The sequence below is a fragment of the Aestuarium zhoushanense genome (assembly GCF_056431045.1).
Map to the genome: position 1 here is coordinate 568,889 of NZ_JBWKMA010000023.1, position 24,625 is coordinate 593,513.

General features: G+C 56.0%; 27 protein-coding genes. 19 read left to right on the forward strand and 8 right to left on the reverse strand.

What is annotated here, in order from left to right; all coding sequences use genetic code 11:
• The first annotated feature begins 112 nt into the window (after nucleotides 1–112).
• Complete coding sequence (gene hrcA / locus AC07ED_RS14520; protein WP_105236182.1) at nucleotides 113–1,171, forward strand: heat-inducible transcriptional repressor HrcA; 1,059 nt, start codon at nucleotides 113–115, stop codon at nucleotides 1,169–1,171.
• 9 nt (nucleotides 1,172–1,180) lie between these two features.
• Nucleotides 1,181–1,744 (forward strand): nucleotide exchange factor GrpE, encoded by a 564-nt coding sequence (locus AC07ED_RS14525; protein ID WP_105236181.1) that lies wholly within the window; start codon nucleotides 1,181–1,183, stop codon nucleotides 1,742–1,744.
• A 38-nt stretch (nucleotides 1,745–1,782) separates the two neighbouring features.
• Here the strand turns inward: AC07ED_RS14525 and mutS are convergent, their stop codons facing one another.
• Nucleotides 1,783–4,401 carry a DNA mismatch repair protein MutS gene (gene mutS, locus AC07ED_RS14530; protein ID WP_478242342.1) on the reverse strand — a complete coding sequence of 873 codons (2,619 nt, stop codon included), beginning with the start codon at nucleotides 4,399–4,401 and terminating at the stop codon, nucleotides 1,783–1,785.
• A 125-nt stretch (nucleotides 4,402–4,526) separates the two neighbouring features.
• Here mutS and AC07ED_RS14535 point away from each other — a divergent pair, with 125 nt between their 5' ends.
• The 4 genes from AC07ED_RS14535 to AC07ED_RS14550 all read left to right on the forward strand — a co-directional run bounded on the left by AC07ED_RS14535 (nucleotide 4,527) and on the right by AC07ED_RS14550 (nucleotide 9,449).
• A complete protein-coding gene (locus AC07ED_RS14535) occupies nucleotides 4,527–6,782 on the forward strand; it encodes an NADP-dependent malic enzyme (RefSeq protein ID WP_067552446.1) in 2,256 nt (751 codons plus the stop codon).
• 4 nt (nucleotides 6,783–6,786) lie between these two features.
• Nucleotides 6,787–7,653, forward strand: coding sequence for a ribokinase (locus AC07ED_RS14540; protein ID WP_105236180.1), 867 nt, complete (start codon nucleotides 6,787–6,789; stop codon nucleotides 7,651–7,653).
• Between the two features lie 171 nt (nucleotides 7,654–7,824).
• Nucleotides 7,825–8,730, forward strand: coding sequence for a D-amino acid aminotransferase (locus tag AC07ED_RS14545; RefSeq protein ID WP_105236179.1), 906 nt, complete (start codon nucleotides 7,825–7,827; stop codon nucleotides 8,728–8,730).
• Nucleotides 8,730–9,449 carry a sulfotransferase-like domain-containing protein gene (locus tag AC07ED_RS14550; protein WP_105236178.1) on the forward strand — a complete coding sequence of 240 codons (720 nt, stop codon included), beginning with the start codon at nucleotides 8,730–8,732 and terminating at the stop codon, nucleotides 9,447–9,449. Before AC07ED_RS14545 ends, AC07ED_RS14550 begins: the two co-directional genes overlap by 1 nt.
• Here AC07ED_RS14550 and AC07ED_RS14555 read toward each other — a convergent pair.
• Together AC07ED_RS14555 and AC07ED_RS14560 are read right to left on the reverse strand one after the other, a co-directional pair.
• Nucleotides 9,446–9,730, reverse strand: coding sequence for an SCP2 sterol-binding domain-containing protein (locus AC07ED_RS14555; RefSeq protein ID WP_105236177.1), 285 nt, complete (start codon nucleotides 9,728–9,730; stop codon nucleotides 9,446–9,448). The genes AC07ED_RS14550 and AC07ED_RS14555 overlap by 4 nt on opposite strands.
• A gap of 70 nt (nucleotides 9,731–9,800) precedes the next feature.
• On the reverse strand, nucleotides 9,801–11,027 hold the full coding sequence (locus tag AC07ED_RS14560; protein ID WP_067552461.1) for an argininosuccinate synthase: 1,227 nt from the start codon (nucleotides 11,025–11,027) through the stop codon (nucleotides 9,801–9,803).
• Between the two features lie 126 nt (nucleotides 11,028–11,153).
• Here AC07ED_RS14560 and AC07ED_RS14565 point away from each other — a divergent pair, with 126 nt between their 5' ends.
• A complete protein-coding gene (locus tag AC07ED_RS14565) occupies nucleotides 11,154–11,918 on the forward strand; it encodes a hypothetical protein (RefSeq protein WP_105236176.1) in 765 nt (254 codons plus the stop codon).
• Here AC07ED_RS14565 and AC07ED_RS14570 read toward each other — a convergent pair.
• Nucleotides 11,915–12,346: an NUDIX hydrolase gene (locus AC07ED_RS14570; RefSeq protein ID WP_105236175.1), complete on the reverse strand. Its 432-nt coding sequence runs from the start codon at nucleotides 12,344–12,346 to the stop codon at nucleotides 11,915–11,917. The genes AC07ED_RS14565 and AC07ED_RS14570 overlap by 4 nt on opposite strands.
• Nucleotides 12,347–12,423: 77 nt before the next feature.
• Between AC07ED_RS14570 and hslO the strand changes: the two genes are divergently transcribed.
• From hslO to AC07ED_RS14595, 5 genes are all read left to right on the forward strand, one after another.
• Nucleotides 12,424–13,428: an Hsp33 family molecular chaperone HslO gene (gene hslO / locus AC07ED_RS14575; protein WP_105236174.1), complete on the forward strand. Its 1,005-nt coding sequence runs from the start codon at nucleotides 12,424–12,426 to the stop codon at nucleotides 13,426–13,428.
• Nucleotides 13,412–14,005, forward strand: a complete 594-nt coding sequence (locus AC07ED_RS14580; RefSeq protein WP_105236173.1) for an NUDIX hydrolase — start codon at nucleotides 13,412–13,414, stop codon at nucleotides 14,003–14,005. Before hslO ends, AC07ED_RS14580 begins: the two co-directional genes overlap by 17 nt.
• The gene (locus AC07ED_RS14585) at nucleotides 13,996–15,138 is read left to right on the forward strand and encodes a CCA tRNA nucleotidyltransferase (protein ID WP_105236172.1); all 1,143 of its coding nucleotides are present in this window, start codon (nucleotides 13,996–13,998) and stop codon (nucleotides 15,136–15,138) included. Before AC07ED_RS14580 ends, AC07ED_RS14585 begins: the two co-directional genes overlap by 10 nt.
• Nucleotides 15,139–15,160: 22 nt before the next feature.
• Entirely contained in the window at nucleotides 15,161–16,354 is a 1,194-nt protein-coding gene (locus AC07ED_RS14590) for a class I SAM-dependent RNA methyltransferase (protein WP_105236171.1), read from the forward strand.
• A gap of 85 nt (nucleotides 16,355–16,439) precedes the next feature.
• Nucleotides 16,440–16,934: a L,D-transpeptidase family protein gene (locus tag AC07ED_RS14595; RefSeq protein ID WP_105236170.1), complete on the forward strand. Its 495-nt coding sequence runs from the start codon at nucleotides 16,440–16,442 to the stop codon at nucleotides 16,932–16,934.
• On the opposite strand, the gene dalA is transcribed toward AC07ED_RS14595, so the two are convergent.
• Nucleotides 16,931–17,449: a divisome-associated lipoprotein DalA gene (gene dalA, locus AC07ED_RS14600; RefSeq protein ID WP_105236169.1), complete on the reverse strand. Its 519-nt coding sequence runs from the start codon at nucleotides 17,447–17,449 to the stop codon at nucleotides 16,931–16,933. The two genes, AC07ED_RS14595 and dalA, sit on opposite strands and share 4 nt — an antisense overlap.
• 168 nt (nucleotides 17,450–17,617) lie before the next feature.
• On the opposite strand from dalA, the gene AC07ED_RS14605 reads away from it, so the two are divergent.
• Nucleotides 17,618–18,202 carry a L,D-transpeptidase gene (locus AC07ED_RS14605; RefSeq protein ID WP_067552486.1) on the forward strand — a complete coding sequence of 195 codons (585 nt, stop codon included), beginning with the start codon at nucleotides 17,618–17,620 and terminating at the stop codon, nucleotides 18,200–18,202.
• A gap of 153 nt (nucleotides 18,203–18,355) precedes the next feature.
• Complete coding sequence (locus tag AC07ED_RS14610; protein WP_067552489.1) at nucleotides 18,356–18,541, forward strand: hypothetical protein; 186 nt, start codon at nucleotides 18,356–18,358, stop codon at nucleotides 18,539–18,541.
• 55 nt (nucleotides 18,542–18,596) lie between these two features.
• Here the strand turns inward: AC07ED_RS14610 and hemH are convergent, their stop codons facing one another.
• Nucleotides 18,597–19,670 (reverse strand): ferrochelatase, encoded by a 1,074-nt coding sequence (gene hemH, locus AC07ED_RS14615; RefSeq protein ID WP_105236168.1) that lies wholly within the window; start codon nucleotides 19,668–19,670, stop codon nucleotides 18,597–18,599.
• A gap of 51 nt (nucleotides 19,671–19,721) precedes the next feature.
• Entirely contained in the window at nucleotides 19,722–20,543 is an 822-nt protein-coding gene (locus AC07ED_RS14620) for a methyltransferase domain-containing protein (protein ID WP_105236167.1), read from the reverse strand.
• Nucleotides 20,544–20,568: 25 nt separating this feature from the next.
• Between AC07ED_RS14620 and AC07ED_RS14625 the strand changes: the two genes are divergently transcribed.
• From AC07ED_RS14625 to AC07ED_RS14640, 4 genes are read left to right on the forward strand one after another with little or no spacing between them, the layout of a single operon-like run.
• Nucleotides 20,569–21,282 (forward strand): double zinc ribbon domain-containing protein, encoded by a 714-nt coding sequence (locus AC07ED_RS14625; protein ID WP_245918097.1) that lies wholly within the window; start codon nucleotides 20,569–20,571, stop codon nucleotides 21,280–21,282.
• Nucleotides 21,283–21,310: 28 nt separating this feature from the next.
• A complete protein-coding gene (grxC, locus tag AC07ED_RS14630) occupies nucleotides 21,311–21,565 on the forward strand; it encodes a glutaredoxin 3 (protein WP_067552498.1) in 255 nt (84 codons plus the stop codon).
• On the forward strand, nucleotides 21,562–22,410 hold the full coding sequence (locus AC07ED_RS14635; protein ID WP_105236166.1) for a carbon-nitrogen hydrolase family protein: 849 nt from the start codon (nucleotides 21,562–21,564) through the stop codon (nucleotides 22,408–22,410). The genes grxC and AC07ED_RS14635 overlap by 4 nt, the downstream gene beginning before the upstream one ends.
• On the forward strand, nucleotides 22,391–22,834 hold the full coding sequence (locus tag AC07ED_RS14640) for a MarR family winged helix-turn-helix transcriptional regulator (RefSeq protein WP_067552504.1): 444 nt from the start codon (nucleotides 22,391–22,393) through the stop codon (nucleotides 22,832–22,834). The genes AC07ED_RS14635 and AC07ED_RS14640 overlap by 20 nt, the downstream gene beginning before the upstream one ends.
• Here the strand turns inward: AC07ED_RS14640 and ubiG are convergent.
• Nucleotides 22,831–23,568 carry a bifunctional 2-polyprenyl-6-hydroxyphenol methylase/3-demethylubiquinol 3-O-methyltransferase UbiG gene (gene ubiG / locus AC07ED_RS14645; protein ID WP_105236165.1) on the reverse strand — a complete coding sequence of 246 codons (738 nt, stop codon included), beginning with the start codon at nucleotides 23,566–23,568 and terminating at the stop codon, nucleotides 22,831–22,833. The genes AC07ED_RS14640 and ubiG overlap by 4 nt on opposite strands.
• A gap of 55 nt (nucleotides 23,569–23,623) precedes the next feature.
• On the opposite strand from ubiG, the gene pip reads away from it, so the two are divergent.
• Nucleotides 23,624–24,598 carry a prolyl aminopeptidase gene (gene pip, locus AC07ED_RS14650; RefSeq protein WP_105236164.1) on the forward strand — a complete coding sequence of 325 codons (975 nt, stop codon included), beginning with the start codon at nucleotides 23,624–23,626 and terminating at the stop codon, nucleotides 24,596–24,598.
• Nucleotides 24,599–24,625: the final 27 nt, after the last annotated feature.

Consider the following 24,625-nt stretch of genomic DNA (forward strand, 5'->3'; position numbering starts at 1 on the left):
AACTCTCCTTTATCTGTTGAGGGTGGGATACGCTGGACGGGTCCGAAAACCAAGCCCGATTGACGCGCCGATCCCCAGCGTTTTAATTGTCTCGCCCTAGGGAAACGCTGAAATGAACAATACGCCACTGTTAAGTGAAATGAATGACCGCTCACGCGAAGTCTTTCGCCGTGTTGTTGAGGGGTATCTCGACACTGGTGCGCCCGTCGGGTCGCGCACTTTGTCCCGCGAAATGTCTGAAAAGGTCAGCGCGGCGACGATCCGTAACGTGATGCAGGACCTAGAATACCTCGGCCTCGTCGGTAGTCCTCATGTGTCGGCTGGCCGTATTCCGACCCAAACGGGTCTTCGGATGTTTGTAGATGGTCTGCTTGAGGTGTCTCTCAGCGGGGATGACCGTGAAAAGATCGACCAAACGCTAGACGCGGCCAATGGCGATGTGAATGTGCTTTTGGATCGGGTTGGGTCTGCGCTGTCTGGTGTGACCCGTGGTGCATCTTTGGTTCTGACGCCGAAACACGAAGCCCCGATCAAGCATATTGAGTTCGTATCGCTCGGCCCCGACCGCGCTCTGGTCGTTCTTGTGTTTGCGGATGGCCATGTGGAAAACCGTCTTTTCACGCCGCCCGCTGGTCAAACGCCGAGTTCACTTCGTGAGGCCGCGAACTTCGTCAATTCTTTTGCCGAGGGCCGTACGCTATCCGAGCTGTCTACGGTCATGACCCGCGAGATCAACGCAAGGCGTCAAGAAATTGACAGTCTTGCCGCGCAGCTGGTCGAAAGCGGTATCGCTGTCTGGGAAAACAAGGGCGAATCGACCGAGCGCCTTATCGTGCGCGGACGAGGCAATCTGCTTGCTGATCAAGAGAGCGGTATCGACCTCGAACGCATTCGGAGCCTGTTTGACGACCTAGAACGCAAGCAAGATATCTCTGAATTCCTAGAACTTGCCGAAGAAGGCGAGGGCGTTCGCATTTTTATTGGCTCAGAGAACAAGCTTTTTTCACTTTCGGGTTCCTCTTTGGTGGTTTCTCCATATATGAACGCCGACCGTAAGATCATTGGCGCTGTTGGCGTCATTGGGCCGACTCGTCTCAATTACGGACGGATCGTGCCAATCGTAGATTATACAGCGCAACTGGTCGGGCGTGTCCTGTCCGGACAAAGTTGAGGAAAAGAAATGAGCGAAGAACCGAAAAGCCTTGATGAACTTGCCGCCGAGGCTGACGAGATTGAACTGGGTGCAGAAGATCAGGCCGAAGGCGAGGGCGAAGTTGATGTGGTTGCCCAACTGACCGCAGAGCGCGATGAGTTCAAAGACCGTTTCTTGCGTGCCGTTGCGGATGCCGAAAACTCGCGCCGCCGTGCTGAGCGTGATCGTCGCGAAGCCGAAAACTATGGCGGTTCGAAACTGGCGCGTGATTTGCTGCCTGTTTACGACAACATGCACCGTGCGATTGATGCGATTTCTGAAGATCAGCGTGAAGCTCAAGCCGCTCTGATTGAGGGTATCGAACTGACGATGCGCGAACTGCTGAACGTGTTTGCAAAGCATGGCATCACCAAAATTGAACCAGCTGTTGGAGACAAATTCGATCCACAGCAGCATGAGGCGATGTTTGAGGCACCGCTCCCAGGCACGAAAGCGGGTGACATCATTCAGATTTCCGCGCTTGGCTTTATGCTCCACGACCGTCTGCTGCGCCCTGCGCAGGTCGGTGTGTCGTCGATGCCTGCGTCCTAATCGGACCACACACAATCAGTCAAAATTCGGAGCTGGCGTTATTTTTGCGCCAGCTCTTTTAGTTCGTAGAGCAGGGATAGCGCCTCTTTGGGCGATAGGTCGTCTGGGAAAATATCCTTGAGACGGTCTTCGACCTCGGACTGCGCCGGTTTTGCGGGCGCAGGTGCTGGGGCAACGGCGGCAAAGAGCGGCAGGTCGTCGATCAGCGCTTTCTGGGCCGTCCCGCCTTCGCGTTCGCCTTTTTCCAACGCCTCCAGAACAACCTTGGCTCGGTTCACAACGGCAGTGGGCAAACCAGCAAGGCGCGCGACTTGAACGCCGTAGCTGCGGTCCGCCGTGCCACGTTTGACCTCGTGGAGGAAGATCACATCGCCATCCCATTCCTTTACGGTGACGGTTGCGTTGTCGACACCGTCCAATTTGTCCGCAAGCTGGCACATTTCATGGTAATGGGTCGCGAACAGTGCGCGGCAACGGTTCACGTCATGCAGATGCTCTAGCGTTGCCCAAGCGATCGACAGGCCGTCATAGGTCGCCGTCCCGCGTCCGATTTCGTCCAAGATGACCAAGGCGCGGTCGTCTGCTTGGTTCAGGATCGCTGCGGTTTCCACCATCTCGACCATGAATGTCGAACGACCACGGGCAAGGTCATCGGATGCACCCACGCGGCTAAATATCTGGCTGACCAAACCAATATGTGCTGACTGCGCAGGCACCCAAGCACCCATCTGCGCCAGCACCGCGATCAGTGCGTTCTGACGAAGGAAGGTCGATTTACCAGCCATGTTCGGACCCGTGAGAAGCCAAATGTTCGATTTTGACAGGTCGGTATCGTTCGCCACAAACGGGTCGCCCGATTTCTTCAACGATTGTTCCACGACAGGGTGGCGCCCCTTGGAAATGTTAAAGGCGCGGCTGGAATCGACGACTGGGCGGGTCCAATCCTCGGCCTTCGCTAGATCAGCGAGGGCTGCAGAAACGTCCAATTCAGATAGCGCCCGAGCAAGAGCCGACAGAGGGGCAGCCTGCGCAATAATAGCCTCTCTTAGGCTGGAATAGAGACGCTTTTCGATCTCCAGCGCACGACTACCTGCGTTCAGAATTTTCGTTTCAATCTCGCTCAATGGAACGGTGGTGAAACGCATCTGATTGGCGGTGGTTTGGCGGTGGATAAAGGTTTCGTTCAGCGGTGGCGTCATCATCTTTTCCGCGTGGGTCGCGGTGGTTTCGATGAAGTAGCCCAGAACGTTGTTGTGCTTGATCTTAAGGCTCGGAACCCCAGAGAGCTCTGAATACTCCGCCTGCATTGCTGCAATCACGCTGCGGCCTTCGTCCCGAAGGGTGCGCGCTTCGTCGAGTTCCTCGTCATACCCCGGTGCGATAAAGCCGCCATCGCGGGTCAGTAGCGGCGGTTCTGTGATCAGCGCTTGATCCAAGAGATCCAAGAGGTCGTCATGCCCGATCAGATCACCCGTCACGGACTGCAGATGGTCGGGCAAGCTGTCTGGCAAACTGGCCGCGATCTGCTCTGCCTGACCCAGAGTGTTGCGGATTGCAGTCATGTCCCGCGGGCCTGCTCGATCGAGTGCAAGACGGGAAAGGGCGCGGTCGATATCGTGCACGCCACGCAGCCCATCGCGGATTGATTGGCGCAGTTTGGTCTGTTCGACAAAATAGCTCACCGCATCTTGTCGGGCCTGAATAGTGTCGATTGTGCGCGACGGAGAGGACAGTCGACGCTCTAGCAAGCGGGCGCCAGCAGCCGTAACCGTGCGGTCAATCGTAGCGAGGAGCGATCCAGCACGACCGCCCGCCATAGAGTGGGTCAATTCGAGCGACCGACGCGTCGCAGCGTCGATCTGCATATTGGCCGTTTCGCCTTCGGCAACGGGCGGACGCAGGAGGGGCAGATTCCCTTTTTGCGTAATCTCCAGATACTCAACGACCGCAGCCATGGCCGAAACTTGCGCGCGGGTGAAGGTTCCAAACGCGTCGAGAGAGGCGACATCATAGAGACTGCAAAGGCGCTTTTCGCCCAAAGTGCTATCAAATGCTGCTTTACCGAGTTCCGACACGGCAGAGCCTGACTCTTCGACCGTTGTGCGGTGTGCGCTATCGTCGGACAGCAGAACTTCACGCGGGGTGAGGCGCGCCAGTTCAGGCCCAAGTCGAACCGCTGCGCAGGGCACTACGTGAAACGCGCCCGTTGAAATATCGACCCACGCCAATGCGCCCTCATCCCGCACTTCGGCAAAAGCGGCAAGGTAGTTGTGGCGACGTGCATCCAAAAGGCTGTCTTCGGTCAGGGTGCCAGGTGTGACCAGTCGGACGACATCGCGTTTGACGACCGCTTTGTAGCCGCGCTTTTTTGCCTCGGCGGGGTTTTCCAACTGTTCGCAAACGGCAACGCGGAACCCTTTGCGGATCAGCGTCAGCAAGTAGCCTTCGGCGGCATGAACGGGGACGCCGCACATGGGAATATCTTCGTCGTCATGCTTCCCGCGTTTGGTCAGCGCAATATCCAACGCCTCTGAGGCCGCGACGGCATCCTCAAAGAACATCTCGTAGAAATCGCCCATGCGATAGAACAACAATGCACCGGGGTGAGCGGCCTTGATTTCGAGATATTGCGCCATCATCGGCGTAACGTTGGACATAATTTTCCTCTTTTCGGTCGGGAATATACCTAACCAGCCAATGTTAGCGACGAAAGTGCAAAGATATCCCGTTGCGGCAATAGTGTAAGGAAAGGTAATGGGTTGTGGCGCTAACGGAGGAAGCAATGTCCAAATCTAAGGTCACACGCGAGGATGCACTGACGTTCCACATGGAACCAACCCCCGGTAAGTGGGAGGTCTCAGCGACCGTACCCATGATGACCCAGCGGGATTTGTCGCTTGCTTATTCGCCTGGTGTTGCAGTCCCGTGTGAAGAAATCGCCGCCAGCCCTGAGACGGCATATGACTACACCAACAAGGGCAACCTTGTGGCTGTGATCTCGAACGGCACGGCTGTTCTGGGCCTTGGTAACCTCGGTGCGCTGGCGTCTAAGCCCGTGATGGAAGGCAAGTCCGTCCTGTTTAAACGGTTCGCAGATGTGAACTCTATCGACCTCGAAGTTGATACCGAAGACCCAGATGAATTCTGCCGCGCTGTTCGTCTGCTTGGTCCATCGTTTGGCGGTATCAACCTCGAAGATATCAAAGCGCCTGAGTGCTTCATCATTGAGCAACGCCTCAAAGAAGAGATGGATATTCCCGTCTTTCACGACGACCAGCACGGGACCGCTGTTATCTGTGCCGCTGGCCTGATCAACGCGCTGCACATCTCTGGCAAAAAGATCGAAGATTGTAAGATCGTTCTGAACGGCGCAGGTGCGGCAGGGATCGCATGCCTCGAACTGGTCAAAGCGATGGGCGCAAAGCACGACAACTGCATCATGTGCGACACCAAGGGCGTGATCTACAAAGGTCGTACTGAAGGCATGAACCAGTGGAAGTCGGCTCACGCTGCAGCCACGGATGCCCGCACCCTCGCGGATGCGATGAATGGCGCTGACGTGTTTTTGGGCGTTTCGGCCAAAGGTGCCGTGACGACCGAGATGGTTGCCAGCATGGCGCCCAACCCCGTTATTTTCGCAATGGCAAACCCTGATCCAGAGATTACGCCCGAAGAGGCGCACTCTGTCCGTGAAGACGCCATCGTTGCGACGGGCCGTTCTGACTATCCGAACCAAGTGAATAACGTTCTGGGCTTCCCTTATCTGTTCCGTGGTGCACTGGACGTGAACGCTCGTGCGATCAACGACGAGATGAAGATCGCCTGTGCGAATGCGCTTGCTGAGCTGGCTCGTGAAGATGTGCCTGACGAAGTTGCTGTGGCCTACGGTAAAAAACTGACCTTTGGCCGCGATTACATCATCCCGACGCCGTTCGACCCGCGTTTGATCCACCGCATCCCGACCGCCGTTGCCAAAGCGGGCATGGATACAGGCGTTGCGCGTCGTCCGATCGTCGACATGGAAGCCTACGAGCTGTCGCTCAAATCCCGCATGGACCCTACCGCGAGCATCCTGCAGAGCCTCAGCGCTCGTGCGCGTGCTGCCCAAGCGACTATCATCTTTGCAGAGGGCGACGATCCGCGTGTTCTGCGTGCAGCGGTTCAATACCAGCGCAGCGGCATGGGCCAAGCACTCGTTATCGGTCGCGAACAAGAAGTTGCTGATCTGCTGACCCAAGAAGGTCTGTCTGACGCGATCGACGAAGTTAAAGTCGTCAATGCGCGTAACACGCAGCACCTCGAGCAGTACAAAGAGTTCCTGTATCAGCGCCTTCAACGCAAAGGCTTTGACCGCAGCGACATCAACCGTCTCGCATCCCGTGACCGCCACGTGTTCGGCGCGCTGATGTTGGCTCACGGTCACGGTGACGGCCTCGTCACTGGTGCGACCCGTAAATCTGCACACGTCCTCGAAGCGATTAACCACGTGTTCGACGCAAGCCCGAAATCGGGTGCGGCTGGCGTTTCTGCCATCCTGAACAAAGGCCGCATCGTTCTGATCGCTGATACTCTGGTTCACGAATGGCCGGATCAAGAAGACCTTGCTGACATCGCAGAGCGTGGCGCTGCGGTTGCCAAAGACCTCGGGCTTGATCCGCGCGTTGCGTTCGTCTCGTTCTCGACCTTTGGGTATCCAGTGTCTGAACGCGCTGAAAAGATGCACATCGCGCCGAAAGTTCTCGATAAACGCGGCGTCGACTTCGAATACGAAGGCGAGATGACCGTTGACGTGGCTCTGAACCCGAAATCGGCGGAACATTACCCGTTCAGCCGTCTCACAGGTCCAGCAAACGTTCTCGTCGTTCCTGCACGTCACTCGGCCTCTATCTCGGTCAAGTTGATGCAGGAAATGGGTGGCGCGACCGTGATTGGTCCGATCCTTGCTGGCGTGGACAAGCCAATCCAGATTTGTTCTACGGTATCTACAGTGAACGATATTATGAACATGGCGGTTCTAGCTGCCTGCAACGTAGGATGATGACATGGCGGTATGGAATTTAGGGTCGATCAACACCGACATCGTTTATTCCATGCCGCATATTCCCGCCCCAGGGGAAACTCTTGCGTCACTCAGCCGACAGGTTTTTCTGGGTGGTAAGGGCGCGAACATGTCCGTTGCGGCAGCGCGGGCGGGATCGCACGTTCGGCATATTGGCGCGGTGACCGCCGACAGCCTTTGGACCCGTGACAGATTGATGGAGTACGGCGTTGATACGCGTTTCATCAAAGAGGTCGATGCCGATCCAGCCCAAGCCATCATCATGGTCGATGCAGAGGGCGAAAATGCGATCATCCTGCATCAAGGCGCGAACATCGCCATACCCGACGATCTGATCCGTGGCGCATTGTCCGAAGCCCAAGTCGGCGACTGGATTGTGACGCAGAACGAAACCAACGGTCAGGCGGATGCTCTGGCCCTTGGTCGCGAAATGGGGCTTCGGGTGGCATATGCTGCCGCACCGTTTTCTGCGGAAGCGGTTGAGGCCGTTTTGCCATACCTCGATTTCTTGATCCTGAACGAGATTGAAATGGCGCAGCTCCGCGATGCGCTGGGCAAGGATGCCGAAGACCTCGGTGTTGCGTCGGTCATCATCACGATGGGATCGAAAGGCGCGGTTTTGATCGAAGGTGGAACTCGCACCGAATTCCCCGCGATCAAAGTTGATCCCGTCGATACCACGGGGGCAGGGGACACGTTCACGGGATATGTCCTCGCTGGGTTGGATCGTGGGATGCCGATGGCTCAGGCGATCCAGCAGGCGACGAAGGCGGGCGCACTAATGGTGACGCGCAAAGGCACCGCCGATGTGATCCCTGATCTGGCCGAAGTGCAGGCGTTTCGCCCTTAAATTAGACCCTAATAAGGGGTTTTAGAGTCTATTTTTGTATTATGTTTACATTTGGATTCTCTCGTCCCGCTCGGCAATTTTGGTCGTTGAATTCCACGCTGAGCTAAAGCCGATTTTTCGCTTTTCTACGCCCAATCTCGCGTCTAGCCTTTTGATCAAAAGGAGGATGCGATGACACATGTGACCACGCACCAAGCGGAAGAAGACAGCCGAAACGAAGCCATCCTCATTTACCTAAACGGTCGTATCGTCCCCAAAGCCGAAGCTTTGGTGTCGGTCTATGATTCAGGCTTCATGTTGGGTGACGGCGTATGGGAGGGGCTGCGTCTATACGACGGGCGCTGGGCGTTTCTCGACGATCATATGGATCGACTGTTCGAGGCGGCCAAGGCGATCGACCTCAATATCGGGATGACCCGTGCCGAGGTGATTGGTGCGCTCGAACAAACGCGGGCGGCGAATGAGATGACAACAGATGCGCATGCGCGGTTGATGGTGACGCGCGGTGTCAAAAGTCGTCCGTTTCAACATCCGTCACTGTCGCGTCAGGGACCGACGGTGACGATCATCATGGAACATTCGAAACCCTCCATTCCGCGTCCGATCCGTCTGGCCACAGTTCCGCATATCCGTGGGTTGCCGATGACCCAAGATCCGAAGCTGAACAGCCACTCTAAACTGAATTGCATCCTCGCCTGCATAGCGGCGGAAAAAGCCGGCGCGGACGAAGCCCTGATGCTCGACGTGCATGGGTTTGTGAACACGACCAACGCGTGCAACTTCTTTATCGTTCGAAAGGGCGAGGTTTGGACGAGCACGGGCGACTACTGCATGAATGGGATTACGCGGGCTAAAGTGATCGACGTCTGTCGTCAGAACGGCATTCCAGTGTTCGAGAAAAACTATTCTCTTGTCGATACTTACGGCGCGGATGAGGCATTCCTTACGGGTACATTCGGTGCGCAAACACCTGTGTCAGAAATCGATGGACGGCAGATCGGAACGGGCACAATGGGGCCCGTGACGCAGCGCATTCGTGACCTCTACAAAGCATTGATCGAAAGCGAGGCAAACTGATGCGGATCGCGATGTGGTCTGGGCCAAGGAACCTTTCGACGGCGATGATGTATTCTTTCGGCGCGCGCGAGGACTTCGCCGTTGTCGATGAGCCGTTTTACGCTGCCTATCTGGTGAAAACGGGATTGGATCACCCGATGCGGGATGAGGTGATCGCCTCGCAGAAAACGGATGCTGTGGCGGTCGTTGACGATCTTTTGGGGCCCATTCCATCGGGGAAACCTCATTACTACCAAAAACACATGTGCCAACACATGCTGCCCGACATTCCGCGCGATTGGATTTCTGCGGTAGAGAATGTGTTTCTATTGCGTCATCCGGCCCGTGTGATCGCGAGTTTTTCGAAGAAGTATGCCGACCTGACTTTGGCCGATATTGGGTTCACCCAGCAGAGCGAGCTGTTCGATCAACTCGTCGCGGATGGAAAACAGCCCATTGTGATTGATAGCTTTGACATACGCCAAAATCCCGAAGGTATGCTGCGCGCATTGTGTGATGCGTTGGGTCTGGTTTGGGACTCAGCGATGCTGTCGTGGCCCACGGGTGGGCATCTTGCTGACGGCGTCTGGGCCAAAGTTTGGTATGACGCCGTTCATAATTCGACAGGATTTGCCGGCGCAGAGGGTCCACAGCCCGCCGTTAAGGCAGAGCACGAAGCTCTGCTAGAGCAGGCGATCCCGCATCATGACCGTCTCGAAAAACTGAAAATACGCTGCTAGCCCAGTAACTTACCGAGTTTCATGGCGACAGCTGGATTACCAGAAATCTTTAGTTTGCCAGTCACCACACCCGTCATCGGGTTCAGCTTTCCAGCGAGCAGCTTGGCAAGGTTTTCGGTCGTTATTGCGATGGTACAATCGGCATCTTGATCTACGGTACCGACCCCATTGGGACCAAGCGTGACAACGCCATCTTGCCCGCAGTCGAACTTTAGAACGTCGCTCAAACGGCTTGGGTCTAGCCCTTTTGATAGCCGTTCTACGATCTCTGAAAATAACATGGCCACCCCCTGTATCTGCCGTGACATACGGCTAGGGAGCGGCCATCAATTGCGCAATTGAAACGCTGCGTCAACCTTTGACGCGGTTGTTGCGTGCAGCCAAAAGCTTCAGGCGCAGAGCGTTCAGCTGGATAAAGCCTGCAGCGTCTTTCTGATCGTATGCACCAGCATCGTCCTCGAACGTGACGTGTGCTTCGGAATAGAGGCTGTGATCCGACCAGCGGCCAACGGTATTGACCGAACCCTTGTAGAGTTTCAGGCGAACGGTGCCAGTGACGTGCTCTTGCGATTTGTCGATGGCAGCTTGCAGCATTTCGCGCTCAGGCGAGAACCAGAAGCCGTTGTAGATCAGCTCGGCATAACGCGGCATTAGGCTGTCTTTGAGGTGGCCAGCGCCGGAATCGAGGGTGATCTGTTCGATACCACGGTGTGCTTCGAGCAGGATGGTGCCGCCCGGAGTTTCGTAGATGCCGCGCGATTTCATACCGACAAAGCGGTTCTCAACAAAGTCGAGACGACCAACGCCGTGCTTGCGACCGTATTCGTTCAAAGCGGTGAGGATCGTTGCGGGCGACATTGCCTCGCCATTGATCGCGACTGCGTCACCTTTTTCAAAGGTAACTTCGATGAACTCAGGCGTATCGGGTGCTTCTTCCGGCGAAACGGTGCGCTGGTAGACGTATTCCGGTGCTGCATCGGCTGGATTTTCCAGCGCTTTACCTTCGGACGAAGTGTGCAGGAGGTTCGCGTCGACAGAGAACGGTGCCTCACCGCGTTTGTCTTTTGCGATCGGAATCTGGTTCTGTTCAGCAAACTCGATGAGTTTGGTGCGCGAGGTCAGATCCCATTCGCGCCAAGGTGCGATCACTTTGATCGACGGGTCGAGCGCATATGCGGACAGTTCGAAACGCACCTGATCGTTGCCTTTGCCTGTTGCGCCGTGGGCCACAGCGTCAGCACCAGTGGCGTGCGCGATCTCAACAAGACGTTTGGAGATCAGCGGACGCGCGATCGAGGTGCCGAGCAGGTAGAGACCTTCGTAAACAGCGTTGGCGCGGAACATCGGGAAGACGAAGTCGCGAACGAATTCTTCACGAACGTCTTCGATGTAGATGTTTTCGGATTTAATGCCGAGCATTTCAGCCTTGGCACGTGCAGGTTCCAGTTCTTCGCCCTGACCAAGGTCAGCAGTGAAGGTAACAACTTCGCAGCCGTATTCGGTCTGCAACCATTTCAGAATGATCGACGTGTCGAGGCCGCCGGAATAGGCGAGGACCACTTTCTTGGGTGCAGACATCGGGCTCTCCTTTAATAAGATCGACAGGGCGATACCTTCTTTTCATGGCGCAAGCAAGGGAAGCCCATTGACGGAAGGGGGGTGATCGTGGCTCTTTCTGCGAAATATTTAAATAGGAGCTACGTTATGGCGTGGAAATTGATTTTACACTCTTTCAACATGATCTTCGGCAACCTCGCTGAAGCGCTTAAAGTGTCGGTCGGACCGATCCTGATCGGTCTATTGCTGATCGGTATCAGCTTTTTCGGGTTAGGCCTGAATTTCGATTTTATTTCTCAGATGGAACAAGGTCGCAGTTCTAATGCTGGCGCTGCTTTGATGTTCGTCCTGCTTGCGATCGTCATCTTCACGGTCGTCTTCGCGTGGATCGCAGTTGCATGGCACCGCTTTGTCTTACTGGAACAATATCCGGGGATGTTGCCTGCGTTTAAGGGTCAACCGATTGGCGCCTACATCGGAAAGACATTGGTTCTGTCGTTACTCGTTGCGTTGGTCGCGTTTGCTTTTGCCTTTGTTATCGGCTTTCTAACAGCGGTGACGGCTTCAATGGGGGTGGCGATCTTCCTCGGCGTCGCATTGGGTTTTGCGGTCTCATATATTTGGCTGCGTATCGGTCTGGTTCTCCCTGCAACCGCACTGCGTGAACCGCTCAAAGTCTCCGAATCCATGGCTGCGACCAAGCCGATGTCTGGCACCATTTTCGGTGTATCTGTGATTTTGGCTGTCCTGAACTTCTTGATCAGCTTGATCATCGGTCAGGTCTATAACTTTGCGGGCATCATCGCGTTTGTTTTGGATGTGGCTGTGAACTGGGTATTCATCATGGTCGGAATCAGCATTCTGACCACGCTTTACGGTCACCTGATCGAAAAACGTCCGTTGATCGATTAAAGTGACGCGATAAAGGCGCGGTCGCCCTCGTTTGATACGAGAACCTCGGCCGCGTCTTTGTCCATCCAAAGCGCCGTGTGACCTGCTTCGGTCGGGGCGCTAATGCGTGCGACAGGGCGCGCGAGATAGATGTGGCAGATTTTTTCGGCCCACATATCGTAATCAGGCATATAGCAGAAACGGCGATAAAACCCAATTTTACGTGGGGTTGCGATGTGCCAGCCTGTTTCCTCGAACACTTCGCGGTGAAGCGCGGCAATCGGGCTTTCGCCTGCGTCGATGCCACCGCCGGGGAGCTGATATTCGTCCTCAGGGTCCGCCTGATGGGTCAGCAAAAGCCGTCCACCGAGGGGCAAAATGGCATAAGCGCCGGGGCGCAATTTGTATTTCACGTCGCGCCGGATCGGCTCACCAAATCGAATACTCATGATAATACCCCTTGGACCTGCGCTTGATGCGCTTATATGGACGCGGTATGCCAAACCTCGCCTAACAAGGAAAGCCTATGACACTCGGCAGCCAGATCGCTTGGGACGACACTGTACTCCCGTTTCAACTCGATGCGTCGGACGTGCGTGGTCGTGTGGCCCGTTTGGACGGGGTGCTGAACCGCGTCTTGGAGCAGCATGATTACCCAGACCAGATCGAAGCCTTGGTCGCAGAGATGGCTCTGCTGACGGCTCTGATCGGTCAAACGCTGAAACTGCGTTGGAAACTGTCCCTTCAGGTTCGGGGTAGCGGGCCAGCGCGTCTGATCGCGACGGACTATTACGCGCCGCAATCCGAGGGCGAGATCGGTCGTATTCGTGGTTACGCGTCGTTCGACGAAACCCGCCTCGATCCGTCGAAGCCCCCGTTCGAGATGATTGGACAGGGTTATTTCGCGATCCTCATCGACCAAGGGCAGGGCACCACCCCATATCAAGGCATCACACCGATTGCGGGCGGATCGCTCTCGGCCTGCGCTGAAACATATTTCGCGCAGTCCGAACAGCTCCCGACACGGTTTGAGCTGTCGTTCGGTAAATCCACCCTTCCAGGCAAAGACGAGGCGTGGCGCGCTGGTGGTGTGATGCTGCAGCACATGCCAAAGGCGTCTCCATTTGCCAAAGGCGAGGAAGCGACTGGCGAAGAAGGCGTTCTGACGGCTGCTGATCTGTTGGATGAGGACGAAGGTGAAAACTGGAACCGCGCGAACATCCTGCTAGACACGGTCGACTCTCTGGAATTGATCGGGCCAGTGGTCCCGCCGACCGACCTCTTGGTCCGTCTGTTCCACGAGGAACGCCCCCGTGTGTATGATGCTCAAGCCGTGAAATTCGGCTGCTCGTGTTCGTCGGACCGTGTTCGTCAAAGTCTGTCGATTTATTCGGCAAAAGATATTGCACATATGACCACTCCAGAGGGTATCGTAACCGCAGATTGCCAATTCTGTGGCGCGCATTACCAGTTTGACCCGAAAACGCTCGGGTTCGAAGCAACGGAAAAACCGGATGATTCAGAGGAATAAGGCAGAAGACCGCCTGATCGCCGCCTTGCATGCTCAGGGCGGTGAAACCTCTGATTTCGACCTGAACCCAGATACCAAGCTCCCTGAAAACCGCTTGTTGAAACCAGCCGCGGTTTTGGTTGCGTTCCACGAGGATGGTCGGCTTTTGCTGACCAAACGGTCCGCGCGGCTGAAACATCACCCAGGCCAGATCGCCTTTCCCGGTGGGAAGGTTGAGCAGGGCGAGACCTTGATCGATGCGGCCTTGCGTGAGGCGCAGGAGGAGGTCGGTTTGGACCCTGCTCAGGTCAATGTCTTGGGAACCTTGCCGTCACACGAAACCGTCACCAGCTACGTTGCGACACCAGTTGTCGCGATGATCCGTGGCGACTGGACCCCCGTTCCTGAACTTGGCGAGGTTGAGGAGGTCTTTACCGTCCCGTTTGACCATATCGCTGATCGCACGAATTATCGGATTGAGGGGCGTCGTTGGCAGGGACGCCGACGGTATTATTTCACCGCGCCCTATGGCCCGTATTACATTTGGGGGGCCACAGCGCGGATGTTGCGTGGATTGGCGGAACGACTATGCGACTGACGGCAGAGTGGTTAACGCACTCCGCGTCGCAAGCAGTATGCAAGGCGCTGACGGACGGCGGGTTTCAGGCCTATTTTGTCGGTGGGTGCGTGCGGAATGCTCTGCTTGGGCAACCCGTGTCGGATTTGGATATTTCGACCGATGCGCGGCCAGAACAGACTCTAAAGCAGGCAAAACAGGCCGGTTTGAAGGCGATCCCGACAGGCATTGATCACGGCACAATCACCGTAGTCGCTGACGGTATCCCATTCGAGATTACCACCTTCCGCAGGGATATGGACACCGATGGTCGTCACGCGGTCGTCGATTTTGCCGACACGATGGATGAGGACGCCCGCCGCCGTGATTTCACGATGAACGCGCTGTATGCCGCGCCGAATGGTGAGGTGTTTGACCCCATGAATGGTTTGCTCGACCTTCGCGCTGGGCACCTTCGATTCATCGGTGATGCGGATCAGCGTATTCGCGAAGATTACTTGCGCATCCTTCGATTCTTCCGTTTTTCGGCTTGGTATGGCGATCCTGCGCTGGGCATCGATGCGGATGGATTGGCCGCCTGTGCTGAAAACCTCGATGGTTTGGCCCAATTGTCGGCGGAGCGTGTTGGTTCTGAAATGCGTAAACTACTGTCTGCTGCTGACCCTGCGCCTGCGATGGTAGCAATGGCGGCGAGCGGAGTTCTTTATGCGGTCCTCCCCGGTGCGCAGGCACAAAGCCTCGCGATTCTTGTGCATTTAGAGGGCGACCGTAGTCCTGATCCGATCCGTCGATTGGCAGTCATTGGGGGCGAGGATGTTCCTGAACGGTTGCGGTTGTCGAACACGGACAAGCGGCGGCTTGAGGCTATTCAGGCTGGCATCAGTATGGATTTGGGCGAACTAGGGTATCGGTGCAAAGATACTGCCGAAGACAGCTACCTCGTGCGGCAGGCATCAATGGGGCAACCAATTGATCCCGACGAACTGGCGATTGTGCTGCATGCCATGCAGCAATCGTTTCCCGTCAAGGCGGCTGATCTTATGCCAGCATTTACGGGGGCTGCATTGGGCGAACGGCTCCGCAAACTCGAAGCGGATTGGATAGCCTCTGGATTTACGTTGTCGCGAGATGCTCTGATCTCTAGCGCTGGATGAATTGCCCCGCTAAGGAAGCGCCATGAAGATTCAAAGCCTCACACACACTGGTTTAGGTCGCGCCGAAGACGGCACGATGGTTCCGCGTACGCTTCCCCTAGAAGAAGTTGAAGTGACAGATGATGGCGTTCGCATCGTCTCACCTTCGGCTGACCGAGTTAGCCCACCGTGCCGCCATTATAGATCCTGCGGCGGCTGCGCGATGCAGCATGCGTCTGACGCCTTTGTTGCGGCTTGGAAGGCATCGACTGTTGAACGCGCTCTGTCGGCGCAGGGGATTGAAACGACCATCGCGGACACGATCACAAGCCCGATCAAATCCCGTCGCCGTGCAAAACTGGCTGGCCGTCGCACGAAAAAGGGAACTTTGGTCGGATTTCACGCACGTGCCTCTGACACGCTGGTTGAGGTGCCCGATTGTCAGCTTTTGGCGCCAGAACTGATCGCAACCCTTCCCGCGCTCAATGCACTGACAGCCCTCGCGGCGAGCCGGAAGGCTGAAGTCGCGATGACTGTAAGCCTGAGTGTCGATGGTCCCGATGTCCATATTCAGACTGAAAAAGAACTCACGACCGATCTACGGGTCGATCTGGCGCAGTGGGCGAACCAATACGGGATCGCCCGTTTGGTTTGGGTTGATGAACCCGTTGTGACCATCCACCCGCCGCGTCAGGATTTCGGTGGATCGCTCGTCGTGCCACCGCCTGGGGCATTCCTACAAGCGACAAAGCATGGTGAGAAAGCCCTACAAGACGCGGTGAGCGCGATTGTCGGCGACGCGGATAAGGTCGTGGACCTCTTTGCGGGGTCGGGGACGTTTACCCTGCCTTTGGCGCGGAAGGCCTCGGTTCATGCGGTTGAGGGCGTCCGAGAGATGATGGACGCATTGGACCGTGGTTGGCGCAGCACTGGCGGGTTGCACCGCGTTTCCGTTGAGACGCGTGACCTGTTCCGCCGTCCACTTTTGCCCGATGAAATGAATGAATTCGACGCTATCGTGATCGACCCGCCGCGTGCGGGTGCAGAGGCTCAAGTTGCTGAAATTGCTGAGTCCAAAGTTGCAACGGTGGCAATGGTGTCGTGCAATCCAGTGACGTTTGCTCGTGATGCGAAGACATTGATTGATGCGGGCTTTACGCTTGGCCCCGTGACGGTTGTCGATCAGTTCCGTTGGTCTCACCATACCGAGGTCGTTGCTGCATTTACGCGCAATTGATGTCAATTTGGGTAGCTAGGCGGCGGATTCAAATTCGTGTAAACGGTGCGCAATAAAAGCGAAAATCGCATCGAGGCAGTACCCAATGTTCACACGGATTCTATTGATCCTAACCATCGCGCTTGGCCTATCGTCATGCGGGCGCACGTCGAAATTTGTGTCCTATGACGGACCAGAGGTGACGTCGATTGTGGTGAACAAAGGTGCGCGTCGCATGTATCTTATGCACGATACCGATGTGATGCGGAGCTACGACATCCGCATGGGATTTGCCCCCGAAGGGCACAAACAGTTCGAAGGTGACGGTAAAACGCCCGAAGGAACCTATGTGATCAACCGTCGGAATCCGAATTCGGCTTATCACCTGTCGCTCGGCATTTCATATCCGAACGCTCAGGACAGAGCCTATGCCGCCTCGCAAGGCCGCGCCCCAGGTGGTGAAATCTTTATCCACGGGACGCCATCACTCGCGGATAGCAGCATTGATTGGACGGCGGGCTGTATCGCTGTTTCGAACGCTGAGATCGAAGAGATTTACGCGATGGTCCCGAACGGAACGCCAATCTTTATATACCCTTAAAGGGGCTTGCCCGTCACAAAGGTCCACCAGATTTTGCCGTTGGATTCTTGGAACCACGCAAAACCCATTTCGCGGGCGCTGGGGTCAAGAATCACATCGCGGGTGTCTGCCTGTTCAAGCCAGGCAGCCAAGGTTTGCATCTCTGTCTCGAAGGTTTCAGAGATGTTTTCACCCAAGATCTGGCCCGAATAGCCAACGCGACGACCACGGTCGAGCGGCGAGGAGCCGTCCGATCCAAAGTGCCACGGACGGTTCTGGAGGGACATGTCACGCGAATGAGTCGCGGCAGCCGCGTTCAATTGGGCGTTCAGCGTAAGCGGTGTCAGGCCTCGTGCCTGACGCAGAACGTTCACACCGTCGAGCATCCGATACTCGATCGCGGCCTCGTCGCTTGGTTCGATGACATAGATAGACGGCAGAGGGAGCCCATCTGGACCAAGACGCGGCCCGTTACCCAACGTGCAGCCCGCAAGACCCAAAGCCGCGAACCCGAACATAACGTGACGACGATTCATGATGAACTCCTGTTAGACGCGAAACTCATAACCGTTGATTCGTGGCAATTCAAACCCAGTTGCGCAAGGTTTGGCCGATCTCCGCTATGTGTGAATTGAATGAAACAGCACAAAAGCGTATTTCATCATCAAACAACCGTGGACCTTACCACGCCGGAGCATACAGACATGACCGACCCGAAATTTAGCCGCCGTGCATTTGTGGCCGCTGCCGCCGCAACCATCGGCACCCGCAGCGTCGCGCAGACCGAAGGTTCGACCGAAATCGAAAGCGATATCTCGCATTCGGTTCAACGGAACATCTCGAGCTTCCGATCCTTGGATTGGCGCCCGTATTTCGACACCCTTCGCAACGGTGCGATATTGGTCGATACGCAGAGCCGTGCACTTCATTTCTGGTCCGAAGATCAGTCTGTTTACAAGCTCTTCCCGACCTCTGTGCCGTTGACGGCCGACCTTACCCGCTTGGGTAAAACAGAGATTGTGCGTCGCGTTATTGGGCCTGAATGGCGTCCGACACCGTCGATGCTAGAACGGAACCCCGAATGGCCAGACTACATTGGGCCGGGGCCAGATAACCCACTTGGGACCCACGCCCTCTATCTGTCGTGGCAGTATTACCGAATCCACGGCACCCATGACACGCGCAAAATCGGTCGTCGGTCGTCGAACGGGTGTATCGGCCTGTACAATGAACACATCGCCGAGCTTTATGGATTGACCAAAGTAGGCACTCAGGTGTTGCTGATTTAACCACAATCACAAAATCTTTTGTGGCGAAAATAAGAAAACCTCTTGGCAGAACGCCTGATTATCTAGTTTACACTCGTACACGAGGTAAGTCTTGACTGTCGCGGACCGTCCTCAACACTTAGGTTCCTGCGACAAGAAAATTGGAGAATTGTTATGAAAAAAATCGCTCTCGCCGCTGCTTTCACCGGTTTCGCTTCTGCTGCTTTCGCAGGTGGCATGGCTCCGGTTGTAACTGTTGAGCCAGTAGTTGTTGAAGAAGCAGCGACTTCGTCGTCCGCTTCGGGCCTGATCATTCCGCTGATCCTGGTTGCTCTGATCGCTGCTGCAGCTTCGAACTAATTCGAAGTCTCAGTGACAAGATTGGGCCGGTTGCGATGCAACCGGCCCTTTTCTTTTACCCAATCCAGCCTTTGAGGTTCTGGATGATGATGCCAGTCAGCGCTTCGATATGCGCTGGGTCATCGTTGAGGCATGGAATGTAGCTGAAATGCTCGCCCCCCGCCTCTTCAAAGCTCTCTTTGATCTCTTCGTTGATTTCTTCCAGCGTTTCGATGCAATCGGCGCTGAAGGCAGGTGCGATCACTGCAATGTGTTTGTGACCTTGTTCGGCAAGGCGGGCGACCTCTTCGACGGTGTAGGGCTGAAGCCATTCTTCGGGGCCAAATTTCGACTGGAAAGTCGTTTTGATCTGCGTGTCATCCCAACCAAGCCGTTCTTTCAAGAGGCGCGTGGTTTTGGCGCAATGGCAGTGATAGGGGTCGCCCGCTTCGGTCAAGTATCGTTTCGGCAAACCGTGGTATGAGCAAACCAACATTGATGGCTTTTCGTCCATCGCGTCATAGGCACGCTGCACTGATGCCGCTAGTGCGTCGATATAAGCGGGATCTTCGAAATAGGGCGGTACGATACGGGCGACGGGCTGGAATTTTTCCTTCATCAGCGCACGGAAGAACTGATCGTTTGCCGTGGCTGATGTCGCGCCCGCATATTGCGGATAGAGAGGGAAAAACAGGATGCGGTCACAGCCTGCATCAACCATCTCGCGGACCTTCGATTCCGTTGATGGATTGCCGTAGCGCATGCAGAAATCGACGATCACTTGTTCACCGAACAACCCGTTCAAGCTCGCACGGATCGCAGTGGTTTGGTCCCGTGTGATCGTCATCAACGGGCTTTCGTCTTTTTCAGTGTTCCAGATAGAGCGATAGGCAGCACCAGATTTTTGCGGACGGATCGAAAGAATGATGCCCTGCAGGATTGGTTGCCATTTCCACGCTGGGTAATCGATGACACGTTTGTCCGACAAAAACTCGCTCAGGTATCGGCGCATCGACCAGTAATCGGTCGCATCAGGCGTACCTAGGTTTGCCAGCAAAATGCCGATACGGCGCGGTTTGATGGCGGGGTGGTCGGCTGGTGCGTGGACGGGGCATTTCGCCAATCCGCCAGTGTTCTTTACGTCTTTCATGTCAGTCCCGTTCCGTAGTTTGGGCCAGAGATATGTCAAAACCCCGATGGGTCAATCATCCGTCTGGGGCAGGTTGAGTTCTTTTGCACCAAGTGCGTCCGCCAGTCGCGCCGTGGCTGATCCTGGGCGGAGGGGCTTTTGTTGGCTCTCATCAGGAGCCCAGCCCGTTAAAAAGATCACTTCGAATGTTGCACGAATACGCCCGTCCGCATCGCTAAAGTGTTCGGCATATAGCTTTGCCGCCTCCGCAAAGACTGCGCGGCGGGTCGGCTTTCGTAGTCGTTGCGACAGCGCGTTGGCCTCACCCATCGCACGAAGGTCACGCATCAGCGCCCAAGCATCCTCGTAGGTCACATTCAGTGGCATCGCGTCCGCAACGGGCAACGCCATGCCTGATCGCTGCAACAACGCACCTAGGTCGCGGATCTCTGCCATTGGGGCGACGCGTGGCGATAGGCCGCCCGTCACGCGACTCTCGGCTTCGGCTAGAACGCTCCGTAGTTCGTGGAGCGTTTGTCCCCCGAACATCGCGCCCAAAAACAGGCCATCGGGTTTGAGAGCGTGACGAGACTGGACGATTTGGCCGATGGGATCGTTGGCCCAATGCATCGACATCGCATGGATCACGAGATCATGCCGACCTGCATCAAGGGCTAGTAAATCGGTATCTGCCACTTGGACCGCGTCAGGGAAGTGCGTCGCCCAATATTCAGGCTGACTAGAGACAATCGCGGGCGCGTTAAACGGCCTGTTAACCTCGATCAGTCTTTCCTGAATCTCGTCTGCCACAGCATCGAGCATGAATGTTGCAGTCATACGAGACCGGTTGCGGTCTAGCGATGCGCGGTCGGCGATATTTGGCGGGGTTCTCATGCCCTTTGTTTAGGGAATACCAACGATGTTGCATAGTGTTGTCCGCATGGTTCTGCCGCGTCAGTGTGGCCTATGTGATCAACTCACCGACGCTGACTTTGGCCTATGTCCTGACTGTTGGGCCACCACGGATTTCGTGAATGGTTTGGTCTGCGACCATTGTGGTGTGCCGCTGATGGGTGAGGATGAAACCGCGCTCTGCGACGAATGTCTGGCCGAGCCGCGACCTTGGGCAACTGGGCGGACTGTGTTTGGGTATTCAGGTGGAGGGCGAAAGCTGGTTCTGTCGCTCAAGCACGGGGACCGACAAGACCTTGTTCCAATGCTGTCGGCGATGCTGTCCCGCGCGGCCCGTCCGTTGTTGAGCGATGATACGGTGATTGTTCCGGTTCCGCTGCATTGGACGCGGTTGTTTCGGCGCAGGTTCAACCAATCGGCCCTTTTAGCTGCCGAAACAGGGCGTATTTTGGGTCGTCCCGTTGTCGTTGATGGTTTGGCGAAGGTGCACCGCACGCGGCCGACTGAAGGCATGTCGCGCGAGGCCCGACTTGCTGTCCAGCAAGGTTCAATCCGACCACATCCTAAAAATGGCTGCCGTATGCGGGGGCGTTCCGTTCTGATCATCGACGATGTGATGACCACTGGCGCTACTCTTGCTGCGGCGACTGAAGGGGCGCGTTTGGCTGGCGCAAAGCAGGTTTGCGTTCTGACACTGGCGCGAGCGTATAAAGAAACCTAAATATACGGGTGAACACGAAAGGTCCGTTATGAAACCCGTAGAAATCTACTCCTCCCCGTTTTGTGGCTTTTGCCACCGCGCAAAGCATCTGCTGACCTCCAAAGGTGTCGCCTTTACTGAGATCGACGTGATCGAGCATCCCGATCGTCGCGCTGAAATGGTGGAGCGCGCCAATGGTGGCCGCACCGTGCCACAGATTTTCATTGATGGCGCCCATGTTGGGGGCTGCGACGATCTATTCGCTCTTGAACGCGCGGGTAAGCTCGACCCGATGCTGGCGTGAGGGCTGCGCTTTTACAGATCAGTTCAAGTGACGATCCGCTGACGAACCTGTCGCGGGTCAAAGAGATGATTGCATCGGCCGTTGCTGGTGGTGCTGGGTTCGTCCTGACGCCCGAAGTGACGAACATCATTAGCCAAGATCGGCAGCATCAGAACGGCGTTCTACACCTCGAAGCAGATGATCCCGTTTTGGCAGGGCTGCGCGATGCTGCGGCTGAGCATGGAATTTGGCTCGCTATCGGTTCGCTCGCGATCAAAACGGGGGATGAAGATGGGCGTTTTGCCAATCGGTCCTTCGTGATCGCGCCCGATGGGTCGATCCGCGCCCGTTATGATAAAATCCATATGTTCGACGTTCAGGTCTCTGAGACTGAAACGTTTCGCGAATCCGCAGGGTTCCGACCAGGCGAAGAGGCGGTAACATGCGAAACGCCCTTTGGCATTTTGGGGCTGACGGTGTGTTACGATGTTCGGTTCCCGTATTTGCATCGTGCGCTTTGTCAGGCGGGTGCGACGATCCTACTGGCCCCTGCTGCGTTTTCACCCGTCACGGGCGCCGCGCATTGGGAACCTCTCTTGCGGGCGCGCGCGATTGAAAACGGAGCCTATGTTCTGGCTGCAGCACAAACAGGCAATCACGCTGTGCTTTCGGGCAAACCACGTCAAACCTACGGTCATTCGATGGTAATCTCTCCTTGGGGAGAGGTTTTAGTCGATGCTGGAGTAGACGAAGGTATTGTTTTCATTGATTTGAACCCCGATGAGGTGGCACAAGCACGGGCGCGCGTACCGTCTTTGTTGCATGATCGAGTTTTTAGGGGACCGGATGGACAAGAATTCAAATAACCTTGCCGTTTCGCTCTTTAGCGAGATCTTGACCGTGGATCAGTTGGCCCGCGCCAATGTTGTTCGCGTGCTGCCCAAGGGTATGGAACTGTCCCATTTTTCCGTTCTGAATCACCTTGCTCATGCTGGTGATGAACGCACGCCAGCGCAATTGGCAAAGACGTTTCACCTGACCCGAGGTGCGATGACGAATACGCTGGGGAAACTAGATTGGGCAGGTTGGGTGCATATTCGCCCTGACTGGGATGATGCACGACGCAAGTTGGTGGCTATCAGCCCTGCGGGTCTTGCCGCGCGTGATGCGGCACTTGCTGCTATGACGCCCGTGATTGCGGGGCTCGTTGATAAGGTCGGCGCAGAAAAAGTCCGCGCCGTCCTGCCTGTGTTGCGCGAGCTGCGATTGCAGCTGAGCGAAAACGATTAACGTTTGATCGATGCGGTGACGTAGTTCACTGACAAATCACGATCACTGATCGACCATGTCCATAGCACTGGATTGAACACGAACCCTTTGCGATCAACGGGGTCGAGGCCGCCCTTGCGGATCAAGTCATAGAGTTCGTCTGGCGTGATGAACTTTGACCATTCGTGCGTGCCTTTTGGCAGCCAGCGCATCACATACTCCGCACCTAAAATCGCAACGGCAAAGCTCTTGGGGTTGCGATTGATAGTCGAACAGATGTGCAGCCCGCCTTGCTTCAAGAGTTGCTGGCAGGCGGTCAGATAGGCCAGTGGATCAGCCACATGTTCCACCACTTCCATGTTGAGAACCACGTCGTACTGTTCACCCGCAGCAGCCATCGTTTCGGCGGTGGTCCAACGGTAATCGATGTCGAGGCCAGATTGACGAGCGTGGGCTTGGGCCACGGGGATGTTCCGTTCGGCCGCATCGACGCCTACAATCGTGGCACCCAGACGCGCCATCGGTTCGCACAAGAGGCCGCCACCGCATCCGATATCCAGAATTCGCAGCCCCGCAAACGGTTTGTCGTCGTCCAGATCACGACCAAACTCCGCTGCGATTTGTTCGGTGATGTATTTCAGCCGGATTGGGTTCATCATGTGGAGCGGCTTGAACTTGCCCTCAAGATCCCACCATTCCGCTGCCATAGCTTCGAATTTGGCAACTTCTGCGGGATCAACGGTCGTCTGGGTCATCTTTGCCTCCAAAGGGGGAATGGTCTGGCGGTTTACCGTGCTATATAGAGGTGACATGGACAAAGTCTCAGGTCAAAGACGCGCGGTGCCGCACCTTTATCCCCCGATCGACCCATTTGACCAGCAGATGCTGGATGTGGGTGACGGGCACAGAGTGTATGTCGAACAATGTGGTCGCCGTGACGGTGTGCCTGTCATCGTTGTTCACGGCGGACCGGGTGGCGGTTGTAGCCCTGCGATGCGGCGTTATTTCGACCCAGACGTGTATCGTATCGTTCTGTTCGATCAGCGTGGATGTGGTCGGTCCTTACCTCATGCGAGCATCGAGGCGAACACGACGTGGGACCTTGTCGCGGATATGGAGAAGATCCGTGAGACCCTGAATATTGGACGTTGGTTTGCCTTTGGCGGAAGTTGGGGCGCGACGCTGGCCTTGATCTACGCGCAGACCCATCCTGAACGCGTGTTGGGTTTGATCCTGCGCGGCGTATTCCTTATGACCGATCCAGAGCTGGATTGGTTCTATGGTGGTGGCGCGGGTGCGTTCTGGCCAGACCTTTGGGCCCGTTTCGAAAGCCTCATTCCTGAGGAAGAGCGGGACGATATGATCGGCGCCTATCACCGTCGTTTGTTCAGCGGGAACCTGATGGAGGAGACACGTTATGCGCGGGCTTGGGCCAATTGGGAGAACGCGCTGGCATCCATCGAATCCAATGGTTTTGCAGGCGAAGCACCGGGGGAATACGCGCGGGCATTTTCGCGGCTAGAGAACCATTACTTTATCAACAAGGGGTTCCTGACCGAAGACACTGCGATCTTGAATAACCTTCACCGTCTGCGCGGTATCCCAGGCCATATTGTCCAAGGTCGCTACGACATGATCTGCCCGCCGACTTCGGCTTACAAACTGCACAAAGGCTGGATTGGCTCGCGGATGCGGATGATCCCACAGGCGGGTCATGCGCTGTCTGAGCCGGGGATCACGCGGGAATTGGTGCGGATCATGGATGAGATCGCGGCGGAGTTTTAATAGCCATTCATCCATAAGGAGGCTGCG